Origin of the sequence: Confluentibacter sediminis (assembly GCF_003258355.1) — a bacterium.
Classification (GTDB): domain Bacteria; phylum Bacteroidota; class Bacteroidia; order Flavobacteriales; family Flavobacteriaceae; genus Confluentibacter; species Confluentibacter sediminis.
Genome location: NZ_QKPO01000014.1, coordinates 120,205 through 134,097 on the forward strand (window position 1 = coordinate 120,205; position 13,893 = coordinate 134,097).

12 protein-coding genes and 1 pseudogene are annotated in these 13,893 nt (G+C 32.0%); 6 read left to right on the forward strand and 7 right to left on the reverse strand.

The window, feature by feature from the left end; all coding sequences use genetic code 11:
- Window positions 1–8: 8 nt before the first annotated feature.
- The 3 genes from DKT72_RS13460 to rlmB all read left to right on the forward strand — a co-directional run bounded on the left by DKT72_RS13460 (window position 9) and on the right by rlmB (window position 3,416).
- Window positions 9–1,712: a SusD/RagB family nutrient-binding outer membrane lipoprotein gene (locus tag DKT72_RS13460; protein ID WP_111309263.1), complete on the forward strand. Its 1,704-nt coding sequence runs from the start codon at window positions 9–11 to the stop codon at window positions 1,710–1,712.
- A 15-nt stretch (window positions 1,713–1,727) separates the two neighbouring features.
- On the forward strand, window positions 1,728–2,609 hold the full coding sequence (locus DKT72_RS13465; RefSeq protein ID WP_111309264.1) for a hypothetical protein: 882 nt from the start codon (window positions 1,728–1,730) through the stop codon (window positions 2,607–2,609).
- Between the two features lie 69 nt (window positions 2,610–2,678).
- A complete protein-coding gene (gene rlmB / locus DKT72_RS13470) occupies window positions 2,679–3,416 on the forward strand; it encodes a 23S rRNA (guanosine(2251)-2'-O)-methyltransferase RlmB (protein ID WP_111309265.1) in 738 nt (245 codons plus the stop codon).
- A gap of 42 nt (window positions 3,417–3,458) precedes the next feature.
- Here rlmB and DKT72_RS13475 read toward each other — a convergent pair whose 3' ends face one another.
- Window positions 3,459–4,184 carry a rhomboid family intramembrane serine protease gene (locus DKT72_RS13475; RefSeq protein WP_111309266.1) on the reverse strand — a complete coding sequence of 242 codons (726 nt, stop codon included), beginning with the start codon at window positions 4,182–4,184 and terminating at the stop codon, window positions 3,459–3,461.
- A 133-nt stretch (window positions 4,185–4,317) separates the two neighbouring features.
- Here DKT72_RS13475 and DKT72_RS13480 point away from each other — a divergent pair, with 133 nt between their 5' ends.
- Window positions 4,318–5,595 (forward strand): replication-associated recombination protein A, encoded by a 1,278-nt coding sequence (locus DKT72_RS13480; RefSeq protein WP_111309267.1) that lies wholly within the window; start codon window positions 4,318–4,320, stop codon window positions 5,593–5,595.
- A 26-nt stretch (window positions 5,596–5,621) separates the two neighbouring features.
- On the opposite strand, the gene DKT72_RS13485 is transcribed toward DKT72_RS13480, so the two are convergent.
- From DKT72_RS13485 to radC, 4 genes are all read right to left on the reverse strand, one after another.
- Window positions 5,622–6,479: a hypothetical protein gene (locus DKT72_RS13485; RefSeq protein ID WP_111309268.1), complete on the reverse strand. Its 858-nt coding sequence runs from the start codon at window positions 6,477–6,479 to the stop codon at window positions 5,622–5,624.
- Between the two features lie 91 nt (window positions 6,480–6,570).
- Window positions 6,571–7,260, reverse strand: coding sequence for a YjjG family noncanonical pyrimidine nucleotidase (locus tag DKT72_RS13490; protein ID WP_111309269.1), 690 nt, complete (start codon window positions 7,258–7,260; stop codon window positions 6,571–6,573).
- The gene (locus DKT72_RS13495) at window positions 7,250–8,551 is read right to left on the reverse strand and encodes a polysaccharide deacetylase family protein (protein WP_111309270.1); all 1,302 of its coding nucleotides are present in this window, start codon (window positions 8,549–8,551) and stop codon (window positions 7,250–7,252) included. Before DKT72_RS13495 ends, DKT72_RS13490 begins: the two co-directional genes overlap by 11 nt.
- Window positions 8,552–8,635: 84 nt before the next feature.
- Window positions 8,636–9,334 (reverse strand): RadC family protein, encoded by a 699-nt coding sequence (gene radC, locus DKT72_RS13500; RefSeq protein ID WP_111309271.1) that lies wholly within the window; start codon window positions 9,332–9,334, stop codon window positions 8,636–8,638.
- 203 nt (window positions 9,335–9,537) lie between these two features.
- Here radC and DKT72_RS13505 point away from each other — a divergent pair.
- Together DKT72_RS13505 and DKT72_RS13510 are read left to right on the forward strand one after the other, a co-directional pair.
- Window positions 9,538–10,421: pseudogene (locus DKT72_RS13505) on the forward strand (dienelactone hydrolase family protein).
- A gap of 73 nt (window positions 10,422–10,494) precedes the next feature.
- A complete protein-coding gene (locus DKT72_RS13510; RefSeq protein ID WP_111309272.1) occupies window positions 10,495–11,304 on the forward strand; it encodes an alpha/beta hydrolase in 810 nt (269 codons plus the stop codon).
- Between the two features lie 18 nt (window positions 11,305–11,322).
- Here DKT72_RS13510 and DKT72_RS13515 read toward each other — a convergent pair whose 3' ends face one another.
- Together DKT72_RS13515 and DKT72_RS13520 are read right to left on the reverse strand one after the other, a co-directional pair.
- Window positions 11,323–12,678 (reverse strand): UDP-N-acetylmuramate--L-alanine ligase, encoded by a 1,356-nt coding sequence (locus DKT72_RS13515; protein WP_111309273.1) that lies wholly within the window; start codon window positions 12,676–12,678, stop codon window positions 11,323–11,325.
- A 131-nt stretch (window positions 12,679–12,809) separates the two neighbouring features.
- Window positions 12,810–13,769 carry a tetratricopeptide repeat protein gene (locus tag DKT72_RS13520; protein WP_111309274.1) on the reverse strand — a complete coding sequence of 320 codons (960 nt, stop codon included), beginning with the start codon at window positions 13,767–13,769 and terminating at the stop codon, window positions 12,810–12,812.
- Window positions 13,770–13,893: the final 124 nt, after the last annotated feature.

The window sequence follows — 13,893 nt, forward strand, 5'->3', positions numbered from 1 at the left end:
AAAAAATTATGAAAAATATATTAAATATAAAATTAAAAAGCTATAAGATACTTATTCTTACTTGTATGTCTTTTTTATTCGTTTATAATTGTAGTGATTATTTAGATGTAAATAACGATCCAAATAACCCCACTGCTGCTCCTTTAGATCAGTTATTGACTAATGTTGAAATAAACTTTAAAGATATTACTGATTATCAATTATTTTTAGGTGATATTCTTTCTACTTATTCTCATCAATTCGTTTTTCGTGAAGAACAAGATCAATACGGTACCAAGCCTGATAACTCTTTAGTAAATAACGCATGGAATAATGCGTATTCTGTATTAGCTGAATGTGATATTATTATAGAACAAGGAACAGAAGAGGAAGAAATGATTATGGTTGGTATGGCTCAAGTTATTAAAGGTTATACAGCTACAATTCTTGTTAATATATGGGGAGATGCTCCTTTCTCTGAGGCAGGCCAATTAGCGAATGGTATTGTGAGCCCCGTATTTGATGAGCAAGCAAGCATTTATCAATCTGGTCTTGATTTAATTGATCAAGGTTTAATAAATATTAATAGTGCTACAGGAAAAAACCCTGGCACTCAAGACTTATTTTACAAAGGAAGTCTTCCTAAATGGAACAAATTTGTAAACACACTTAAATTAAAATTATATAATGAAATTAGGTTATCGTCTTTATTTGACGCTAGTAAGTTAAATACTTTAGTGACTGGCAATAATTTTATGACTAGTTTAAGTGATGACTTTCAATTCACTTATTCAGCGACCCAGTCTCCTGCTGAGGAAAGAAATCCATTATATTTAGATTCTTACCTAACTGGACAAACTACTCAATACGCAAGCCCATGGTTTTATGAAATTTTAAAAGGATGGAACCCCAATATACATAATGGAATAGCTGACCCTAGAATACCTTATTATTTCTTTAATCAATTAACTCCAGGTCAATTGCCTCCCGATGTTGGTGACCCTACAACAGGAGACCCTAAATCTGATTATTGGGATAGAAACACTGGATTTCACAGTATCAGGTTTGGTAGCACAGGTCCAAATCGTGATTTTGCTTCTAGAAATTCTTCAACATACCCTGGTATTTATCCAGCTGGAGGAAAATATGATGATGGATTAGGAGGTAAAGCAGATACTAATGCAGGAACTGGTGTTGCTCCTCATAGAATGCTTACATATCATGAATTTTTATTCATAAAAGCTGAACTTATTCAGGCTGGTTTAATCTCTGGTGATGCTAAAGCTACATTAGAACAAGCAATTACTGCTGCTTTTGCAAAAGTAGATAATGTTGTTGCCAATTCAAAAACCACACAAACGGTACCCGTTCTTGCTGGATCTACCGAAGCAACTACATTTATTGATGATATTCTTGCTGAGTTTGATACTGCAGCTCCTGCAAAAAAAATGGAAATTATCATGACCCAAAAATGGGTATCAACATTTGGAGATCCTTATGACCAATATAATGATTATAGAAGAACTGGATATCCTGTACTAGCTAATCCTGTAGGTCCATCCCCAGAATATCAATTAGATAATGAAGATGCATGGCCTTTAGATGATAGTGAAACTATATTAACACGACCATTTCAATTATCATTATTCTGGCCTTTATCAGAATTGAATGTTAACAAAAATGCTCCAGCTCAAAAGGATGCTACCACATACAAAATATTTTGGGATAATTAATCTAAAAAAAATACAATGAAAAAAATACATATAATAATAGCTATTTTAGCACTCTTTTTGCTAAATACTTCTTGTGAAAATGATGGGGGGACATCTGTCATTCCTTTGGAAAATGGTGCTACGCCTAATTTTAAATTAGTTACTGGGAGTGATGATTTTATTGATCTTACAGGCTTTGACGCATTAAGTTTAAAGTTTACTGTAGATATAGGCATCGGATCCCCAACCTCAATGGATTTAAAGGCTTTTTGGACTACGATAAATGGAGATTTATACGGACCTGTAACTCTAGATGCCAATATAACAACGTTTCCCAAAGAGTATAGCATTACTGGAGCAGACATTTTAAATGCATTTACTGAACTTAATAGTAATGCAGATTTAAATGTAGGTGATAAATTAATACTTTTTACTTCTGTCACTTTAGCTAACGGCAAAACGCTAGAATTACTTAATGACAAAGCTGAGCCAAATTATTATGCAGCAGATTTTAATCAATACGCTGGCTTAAATATAATTCAAACTTATGCTGTATCTTGCCCTTCAAATTTAGGTGGCACATATAGTGTTGTATCTAATGGTGATAACACTGATGGACAACCACCTGCCGTTAACCTTCCATATACTGTAACAGTTATGGATAATGGCGGGGGAAATTATACGATATCAGATGGTGTAGCAGGGGTGTATATCTTTTGGTATAGTGTATATGGATACACCTTTGAAACAACTGGAAACTTTACTGATGTATGCGGAAACTTATCTGGTACTTGGGGTACAAGTTTTGGCGGAGACTCCATAACTTTAACCGGAACAGCTAACGAAGACGGTACATTATCAATCCATTGGGAAAATGCTTTTGGAGATTTTATTGATGCTGTATATACACCTCAATAATATAGAAAACAAGTCATTTTAATTTAAAACCACCTTCTAAACAAGGTGGTTTTTTTATACCTTTACCCCATGCAAGAACAAACACAAATTTTTGGTATTAGAGCCATCATTGAAGCCATTAATTCAGGGGAAATCATTGATAAGGTATTCCTTCAAAAAGGGTTAAAAGGCGATTTATTTACTGAATTAGAATTCGTACTACGCCAAAAGTCTATAAACTCGTCTTATGTTCCAGTAGAAAAGCTAAATAGACTAACAAAAGGAAATCATCAAGGTGCAGTCGCTCAAATTTCGCCAATTGGTTTTCATGATTTAGAAAGTTTAATTACTGAAGTTATAGAATCTGGAAAAATACCTTTATTTCTTTTATTAGACCAATTGAGTGATGTTCGTAACTTTGGTGCTATTATTAGAACTGCGGAATGTACTGGTGTTAATGGCATAATCATTCAAAAAAAAGGAGGTGCTCCTGTTAATGGAGACACCATCAAAACGAGTGCTGGAGCTGTATTTAAAGTTCCTATTTGTAAAGTAGACCATATCAAAGACGCTGTATTTTACATGCAATCATCAGGCATTAAGGTAATAGCGGCCACAGAAAAAACAGATAATACCTTATACGATATTTCATTTAAAGAACCTTGTGCTATCATCATGGGGTCGGAAGACAGAGGCATCAATCCTTCTATTTTAAAAGTTGTAGACGATAAAGCTAAATTACCTTTACTAGGTGAAATAGAATCTTTAAATGTATCGGTGGCTTGCGGAGCTTTTTTATATGAAGCCGTTAGACAAAGACTTTCTTAGATTGTTGGTATTACACGTTTTAAGTCTATTAAATTCTTAAAATCATTCTTTCTTTTCTTTGAAAATATAGTTTATACTAGATTCCTCCAGCTCTGTTTCTGAGTCAATTTCTTCAATAAAATTTCCATCTTTATCAAAATGTTTTAAAAAAGGGTCGTCTGCTTCATTAAAATTATCTTGTTCCCAATCAAACTTTTTAGGTTTTAAAATTTTACTTCTAAAAAATAAAGCAAACAATAATCCCGTAACAAGCCCTGATAAGTGTCCTTCCCAAGAAATACTATCATCAATAGGCAACGTGTACCAAATCATGCTTCCGTAAAGAAAAACAATTAATAAAGACAAAGCTACCAAGCGATAATATTTTGAAAAAACACCTTTAAAAAAAGTAAAACTCACCAAAACATAAATTAGACCACTAGCACCAATATGATAAGAAGGCCTACCAATACACCACGTAAAAAATCCAGATAGAAGAATTCCGAATATAATAACTTTCCAAGCTAAGTGCCTATAGAAATAAAACAAAGCCATTGATAAAACAAATAGAGGTATACTGTTATGATAAATATGTTGGAGATTGCCATGTATAAACGGACTTAAAACAACACCTCTTAGGCCTTTTAATGTTTGTGGATAAATCCCATAATTAGAGAAATTATATCCAAAACGAACTTCAAACCAAAATACCATCCAAATACTTAATAAAAAAAGCAAAGGATAAACTATGACGTCGGTTGAAAATTTGAAATAATCATACTGTTTCATTAATTACCATGTATCAATTTATTATCCATAATCTATTTTATGATAAATTGTCAGTTAAATTTTAACTAAAACACTCTAACTCTTTTAATAAAATTAATGTTTTTAAACCTATAAATACTTTAATTTTACAATTATGAATGAACCTTTAGCAGAACGTTTAAGACCTAAAACTTTAAATGACTATGTAAGCCAGACGCACTTAGTTGGCAAACATGGTGCTTTAACACAGCATATAAAACAAGGCTTGATTCCGTCTATGATATTTTGGGGGCCTCCAGGAACTGGAAAAACAACGCTCGCTAATATTATTGCTACGGAATCTGGAAGGCCATTTTACACACTAAGTGCCATAAATTCTGGTGTTAAAGATATACGTGATGTTATTGATAAAGCCAAACAAAGCGGCGGTTTATTTACTACCAAAAACCCCATTCTATTTATTGATGAAATTCATAGGTTTAGTAAATCGCAACAAGACTCTTTATTACAGGCTGTAGAAAAAGGTTGGATTACATTGATTGGTGCCACAACCGAAAACCCAAGTTTTGAGGTTATTTCTGCGCTTTTATCGCGTTGTCAAGTATATATTTTAAATGCCTTTGAAAAAACCGATTTAGAGATGCTTTTAAATCGTGCTATTGAAAATGACGCGCATATCTCCAAAAAAAATATAAAACTACAGGAAACTTCAGCACTGTTAAGATTATCGGGTGGTGATGGCAGAAAATTGCTCAATATTTTTGAATTGATAGTGAATTCTGAAGCATCAAATGATATCATAATTACGGATGCATTAGTTTTGGATAAAATTCAAAATAATACGGTTCGCTACGATAAAACTGGGGAACAACATTATGATATTATTTCTGCATTTATAAAATCTATCCGTGGTAGCGACCCGAATGCCGCAGTATATTGGTTGGCGCGTATGATTGAGGGCGGAGAAGATGTTAAATTTATTGCCAGGAGAATGCTTATTTTGGCCAGTGAAGATATTGGAAATGCCAACCCAACGGCATTAATAATGGCAAACAATACATTTCAAGCCGTTTCTACGATAGGATATCCAGAATCTAGAATTATACTAAGTCAATGTGCCACATATTTGGCATGTTCACCAAAAAGCAATGCGTCTTATATTGCCATTGGTAAAGCACAGCAATTGGTTAAAGAAACTGGAGATTTGTCCGTACCCTTAGAAATTAGAAATGCACCGACTAAGTTAATGAAAGAGTTGGGTTATGGAGACAATTATCAATATGCTCACAATTATGAAAATAATTTTGCCAATCAAGAGTTTCTGCCAGACGAAATAAAAAACACTAAATTATATGATCCTGGAAATAATTCCAGAGAAAATACCCACCGCGAGTTTTTAAAACAACGCTGGAAAGGGAAATATGGGTATTAGTTGTTGGTTGTTGGTTGTTGCTAAAACTAAAATTTTATATTTAGAACTTCTTGTTTTAAAACATTATTTTCATAATATTCTAAAACCCAATCATCTCCTTTTTTATACAACGTCGCATTTTTACCTTCTACTAAATACACATCTTTTAGAGAGGTATTTTTTATTTTATAAACAACTTTTGGAGAACTATCTACTAATTGAAAACCGTTTTCTACTGCTTGGGCATATAAAACTTGTTGCACGCCCTCTTGGATAGATTTTGTATCCTTAATAGCATTTTCTACAACTATTTCTGCTTTTGATTCAGGATTAGTTGTTAAAACCTCTATGTTCTTAACGTCCTTTTCTTTTTTAAGATTTTCAATTTCAGCCTTTAACTGTTCAATTTGGTTAACTACTTCGTTTTGATTTTTTACTTCTTTAGCAACGGTCTCCGGGGCATTGTTAACTGGTATATATTTGTAATTTATAGTTTGTAATTCTTTAAAAGCATTTCTTAATGCCTCAGGATAAGCTTTATTATAATCTTTCTCTCTACTCTCGCCCACTTCAGTTGTGTAAATCACAGTGCCATTACAATTTTTCAATTCAATCTGTAGTTTAGTTTTAAACATACTTGAATCTTTTAAAGCATTTGACGTTAGTGCCAAACATCTATTAGCATTTAAATCATCTGGATAATCTTCCCCCTCCATAAACGCTACAAATCCATATTTGTTGAATAAAAACTCTGTTAATGAATTTAATTGATATTGATCGTTTTGTTTTAAAAAATCATATTTTTTAGGGATAATGATATATTTATAGTTATTTAAATTTGATTGAGAAAATGCACTTACAGCCATTAAACATACAACAAGAAGTGATAAAAATTTAGTTTTCATTTTATTAAATATATAGTTAAACCCTAGTTTGTAAATATACACTTTGTAGATTATTTATGTTTTGTGAAATTAAGAAAATATGTTGAATTGACTATAAATACTTTTTCAACTCTATTAAATGATTAATTTTTTTGATATGGGGTTCAATAGGTTTTTGGAATTCATCAAAAAAGATAACCTCCATACCTATATTCAAAGCGCCCAAGATATCAGCTTCATAGCCATCACCAATCATAACACTTTTATCTATACTTGTCTTTGCTTTTTCAATGGCATAATGAAAAATTTGCGGGTTAGGTTTTTTTACTCCAATATCTTCGCCATTAGTAATCGTTTTAAAATAGCTTAAAATATTGGATTTTATTAATTTTTTAGATTGAACTTCCTCAAAACCATTGGATAAAATATGAAGATTATAATTTTTATACAAATATTCTAAAATAGGAATAGCATCATCATATAAATAATTATTATCTGTAAGATAGGTGATGTAATCTGTCGATAGTTTTTGAATAATTTCTTTTTCAATGGTATAATTTAATGCTAAAAAAGTATCGTTTAACCTTCCGAAACGCAATACGTCTTTGTCGATTTTTTCATCTCTATAAAGTTTCCAATATTGTAAATTAATAGCTTTATAGTGAACCAAAAAATTCTCCAAATCAATTTCTATTTGGTTTATTTTAAATATTTTATCAAAAGTTAGGGCTGAATTTCTATCAAAATCCCATAAAGTATGGTCTAAATCAAAAAACACATCGGTAATACCTTTAAGCTTCATCGGTTGAATCTAAAATAATATTAAACAATTCTTTAAAGCCTTTCCAAGTATCCATATCGCTAAAAGTATAATTATGAAATACGGGGATAAACTCGCCATTTACCTTTTTTATTTCTGAAATAATATCATTTAAAACTTTCTTTTTATCTAAAAGTGAATTGGTTTTTAACAATGAATAATCCATTAAGTGATATGAGTACACTTTTAAAGGTGTTTGCACCTCATAATCTAAATCATAAAACAAAAAAGGCGTACAAGAACCAGCCCTAAAACCAATATGATTCACATAACCCATAGTATAATCTTCCTGTATTTCTAATTCTATAAGATTTCTATAAGATTCTGGCAAATTAAGCTTTGAAAAAGACTGTCTAGTAGCTACTAATGCGGTGTTTATAATAGCTTCCATTTGCAGCTTTTCTTTTTTTAAAATGGAAAAATCTTCCGTTGAAAAAAACGACGTTTTTAAACCTACCTTACAATAATCTGCTACTTGTTTAATTAACGACACAAACTTCTTTTTATTCACGCTAATCCCTTTATCATACGTTGAATACGCACCTATTATAAAGAAAAATAAAAATTTATGTGTAGTCTGCTTTTGTTTATTAATAATATACTTAAATGTATCAAAAGGATCATGCTTTAAACCGAAAAGCACCATAAATCTGGTATACAATCCCTTGGCATTAAACTGAAATAAATCTTTAAAAACCCCACCAACAGTTCTCATAATGCCCTTTAATCTATAATTATATGCGGTAGGAACATCTATAATAGGCTTTATACTATATGTTTTATTGGGAAACTGAATTTCCGGAAAAAAAAGTTGTAATGCATCCTTAAATTTATAGGCCCAAATATCTACAATTGGTTGATGTAAAAAATCATGCTTATATGCAACACTTTCGGTCGCTAAAAACCTACCATACTCATCTTTTACATGTGGTAAATACTCTTCATATCTAGACAATAAATAAAAAGATGATGCAAAAATATCAAATGGTATGACGCCTTTATCTCCATTAAAAAAAAAGCCTTTTGTAGTGTCCCATGTATGCACATGGAAATCGATATCAGACAACCCTTGTTCAAATAAAATATCATGACTTTTTACAAAAAACTCACTCCCTAACGGCTGTTTGGTATAAGACATTTTCAAACTATCGTGCGCAATAAATTCTTCAATAGTGGACGTGAAAGACACTTCTATACCAAGAACTCTTGTACAAATATGCTTAAAAATATATTTTACCCGAGGGGTTATTTTATGTGTATAAACGAGTAGCATCAAACATTCTAATATAAGTATCAAAAGTAATCAACTTATGTCTTAATAAGGCATTTGCATATATTTTTGTTTGGAGAAAATCACTTAAAGCAAACCCTCATCAGCAAAACTAAAGTATGCCTTTTCCGTAATAATTAAATGATCTAGAACTTTTATATCTAAACTTTCAGATGCTGTTTTTAATTTATAGGTTATTTGCTTATCTACTTCACTAGGTTTTAATGTGCCAGATGGGTGATTATGGGTTAATATCAATCCTGTCGCACCAACTTCCAAAGCATTTTTCAACACCAAACGCACATCAACCAATGTACCGGTAATACCTCCTTTACTTAGCTGCTTCTTCTGAATGACTTTATTGGAGTTATTCAAAAAAATAATCCAAAATTCTTCATGTTCCAATTCGCCTATAATAGGTTGCATTACCTCAAAAACAGAATTACTAGATCTAATTTTATTTTTCTCTAAAGCCTCCTCTCCCCTTCTACGTCTTCCTAATTCTAACGCTGCTGCAATAGTGATAGCCTTCGCTTCTCCTATTCCTTTAAATTCCATAAGCTGAGCTAAAGACAACTTTCCCAACTCACTTAAATTATTATTAACACTTGCAAAAATGCGCTTACATAAAGCAACAGCACTTTCCTCTTTATTGCCAGAACCTATTAAAATAGCAACTAGCTCTGCATCACTTAATGCTTCTTTACCTTTATAAAGTAGTTTTTCTCTCGGTTGATCGTCTTGACTCCAATTTTTTATGGAAAACGAAGTTGGTTTTTCTTGCATGTGATAAATATAAATATTGTATTTTTATAAAGTACAATTCTGACCAAAAATTTATCACGATTGAACTATTCTCTTAATTATCATTAGGATAACAACATCAATCACATGATTGAAGTAATTAAAAATGCTAAAGCTGAATTGATTCGTGCCAACCAAGAAAGTATTGCACCCCTTTTAGATAAACTGTTTAAAACTATACAGATATGCAGCCATTAAAAAAAGAAGACATTAGTCAAGAGGTTTTTGATCTATACGACTATTATGCCCACAATAAAATTAACCGCATTCAATTTGTTGAAAAACTATCGCTGTATGCCATAGGTGGTTTAACTGTTTCTTCCCTTTTAAGCTTTTTAACACCCAATTATCTAGATAATTTAACGGTAAAGCCAGACGACCCAAATTTAGATTCTAAACTTACGAATCTCCAAAAGGTGGTGGCACTATTAAAGGGCTTTTATCGATACCAGACGGGACTAAAGGAAAATTACCTGGCATTGTTGTAGTACATGAAAACAGGGGATTAAATCCATACATAGAAGATGTTGGCAGGCGCGCTGCTCTAGATGGTTTTATCACCTTAGCACCTGATGCCTTAACACCATTAGGCGGTTATCCAGGGAATGATGATGAAGGAAGAACCATGCAAAGCAAACTTGATAGAAATGACATGTTAGAAGATTTTATAGCCGCTTTTGATTACTTAAAATCCCATGAAAACTGTGATGGTAATATAGGCGTGGTTGGTTTTTGTTTTGGTGGTTGGATTGCTAATATGATGGCTGTTAAATTACCAACACTTAAAGCTGCTGTGCCTTTTTATGGTGGACAACCAACTGCGGAAGAAGCAGCACAAATAAAAGCCCCATTATTATTGCAATATGCAGGTTTAGATACACGCGTAAATGCAGGTTGGCCTGCTTATGAAGACGTTTTAAAAGAAAACAATGTAGAATATACGGTTCATTTTTACCCAGATGTTAACCACGGATTTCATAATAATTCAACGCCGAGATTTGATAAAGAAGCCGCTGATTTGGCTTGGAGTAGAACTATTGATTTTTTTAAGGAAAAGCTAAAATCATAATGTTACAACTATTACTTGATAATAATTCACTACATTTCAATACTAAACTAAATAACCACTAATTAAACCAATAATGAAAAAAACAGCATCCATCATTCTTATTTTAATTAGTGCCTTCACATTACATGCACAACAATACCCTGAAGTGACTATTCCAGATTCTCAAATAAGAAAAATAACTTCCAACATTGTTTCTGGTGAAGAATATGAATTGCAAATCATGTTACCTTCTGGTTATGAAAAGAGCACCAAAAAATATCCAGTTATATATGTCATGGATTCTCAATGGGATTTTCCGTTAGTAACTGCCATTTATGGACAGCAATTTTATGATGGTTTTATTCCAGAAGCCATCATTGTTGGTATTACCTGGACTAATAAAAACTTAAAGCGTGCGAGAGATTACACACCTACCATGTTAGGCAATAATTCTGAAACTGGCGGTGCTGACAAATTTTTAGATTTTATTAAAATAGAACTGTTTCCATTTATTGAAAGCAATTATAAAGCAGACAATAATAATAGAACTTTAATGGGCTTATCTTATGGTGGACTATTTACCATATATGCCTTATTCACACATACGGATATGTTTACAGGTTATATTGCCGCAAGCCCCGGTTTAGATTGGGATAATGGTGTTATGTATAAATTTGAAAAATTATTTTCAGACAAGAACCTTCCTAAACCTGTTAGCGTGTATATGACTGTTGGTGAAGTAGAAAACACAAAATCTTATTTTGAAGAATTTGTCAAAAAAATGAAAAGCAGCAATTACCAAAATGTAAGATTACACTCTAAAGTAATAGAAAACACAGGGCATTCAGGAACAAAAAGCGAAACATTTTCAAGAGGTTTGCAATATATTTTTGAAAAACAATAATATAAATAGTTAAAACTATTACTTAATCAACGTTTTAACCTCATTAAAATCCAATCCGCCATAATTACCTGAACTCATTAACAGCAAAGCTTTATTATCAAAGTTCTGAGAGAATAAAAACTGTTTAAAATCTTCAGGATTGGTATAAATAATTAAATTATCTCGTTCAAAAGCATTGGCTATTTGTTCGTGGGTAACTTCCTTAAGTTTTTTAATTTCAACGGCGTGTGGGGAATAAAACACCACAGCAACATCAGCAGCATCTAAAGTTCCTTTGTATTCTTTTAAAAATTCAGCATTTAAGCTACTGTAAGTATGTAATTCCAAACAAGCTACCAACGTTCTGTTTTCATATTGTTCTTTAACAGCCTTCGTAGTGGCTTCCACTTTACTTGGTGAATGAGCGAAATCTTTATAAGCGACACTGTTTTTACTTTCTGCAATTTTTTCAAGACGCTTACTAGCACCTTTAAAGGTAGCAATAGCTTCATAAAAATCGTCTTCATCAATTCCCATATGTTGACAAATCCATTTAGCTCCAGCTAAATTATTTAAGTTGTGCTTTCCAAAGACTTCAATTGGCAATGGCCCTTCAGGCGTTTCTAAAAGCGTTTGTCCGTTTTCAACAGAATATTCGGGAGTTTTATATGGTAATTTTCTAACGGTGTTTACACTAGCTTCTACTACACGTTTTACTTCTAAATCTTCTTCATTATAAGTTATACTTCCACCACTCACAATACTATCTACAAAAACACGAAACTGCTCTACATAATTATCATAGGTTGGAAACACATTAATATGATCCCAAGCAATACCACTTAACAAGGCAATATTAGGTTTATATAAATGAAATTTTGGACGTCTATCAATCGGTGAACTTAAATATTCGTCACCTTCAAGTACCATAAAATCGTTTTCTTCGGTAAGCTTTACCATGACATCAAAACCTTCCAATTGTGCTCCAACCATGTAATCGACATCTTTATCATGATAATGCATCACATGAAGAATCATGGATGTTATAGTGGTTTTACCATGACTCCCCCCAATTACGACTCTGGTTTTGTGTTTGGATTGCTCATATAAAAACTCTGGATAACTGTAAATTTTAAGTCCTAATTCTTGGGCTTTTAACAATTCTGGATTGTCTGCTTTGGCGTGCATTCCTAAAACAATGGCATCTAAAGTTGGATTAATTTTTTCTGGAAACCAACCATAGGTTTCTGGCAATAAACCTTTCGCTTTTAATCTGGATTTTGAAGGTTCGAAAATTTCATCATCACTACCAGTTACCTTATATCCTTTATTATGCAATGCAAGAGCCAGATTGTGCATGGCAGAACCACCAATAGCTATAAAATGTACGTTCATGTATATATTTTGAATGATTCAAATATACTTTTTTTACCACTAATACACGACTATTTTAAGCTGAAAACGAACTAATAATTTTAAAAATCTAGATGGAATTTTTTGAGCAAGACAAAAAAGTAATGTCCAAATTACATTTTTAAAATCTTCTGTTTTTCTTCGTTAAAAGGCTTCATTTTAGGATATTCTGAAATAGCTAAATCTATATGCTTTAACGCTTCTTTCTTGTCCTTTTTAAGTAAATAAATTTGGGCTAAACGGTAGTATGCCCAAGCCTTTGGAACACCATCATTAGGCGAATAGTTCTCAATGTAAGTTTGCAAACATTGTTCACCTTTATGTAATTCAATATTATATTCGGCAGCTACCTTACCAATTTGATAATGTAGTGCATTCCGTTTGTGTTTACTTTTAGCTTCTTCTAAATTACTAAGTGCTTTTTCCGGTTGCTTTTGTTTCTCATAAAAAGTAGTTAATTTATCGTAACACCAAAGTGACCCACCTTCATTTATTGCCAATTTATAATATTTTTCAGCTAGTTCAGGCTCCTTATCATACTCATATATATAGCCTTTTGCCAAGTAACCGTCCACTTTAGATAAATTATAAAGTTCGTCCGCATATTTTAAGGCTTTACTTTGACTTCCACCTAAAAGACCTGGTAGTTGCATATACAATTCAACCAAGGCCCATCTAACATTGGTATGTTTTGGATCTAATTTAGCTGCTTTTAAAAAGGCTTCTTTTATATCTCCAATGAATGCTAAAGCTTCAATTTTATTAATAATTAAAGCTTTCATACCCATGGCTCCCCCATATTTATATTGGTAATTAGCACTGTTTGGATTAAAACCAACAAGTTTTTTGTAAACAGAAATGGCTTCGTCCCATTTCTTTTGATAACCATAAGTATCTCCAAGTAACTCCAAAGCTGCTAAATCGTTTGGATTATTTTTAACATAATCCGAAGCCTTTAATTCAGCTTCTGAATACTCCTTTTTATTAAGAAGATTTGCAATACTATCTAGAGTTGTCATCTGACTAAAAGACAATATTGGTAAAAATAAAAGTAGGCATATAATTTTTTTCATCTGAATATGTTATTTAATCAACGTTAAACTTCCATTTAGATAACCTTAATCATATTTATCAATGCAATTTAACGCTTTAAATTGTTAAAAATTATTAATAAAATGATAAAATTAAAACTATCAA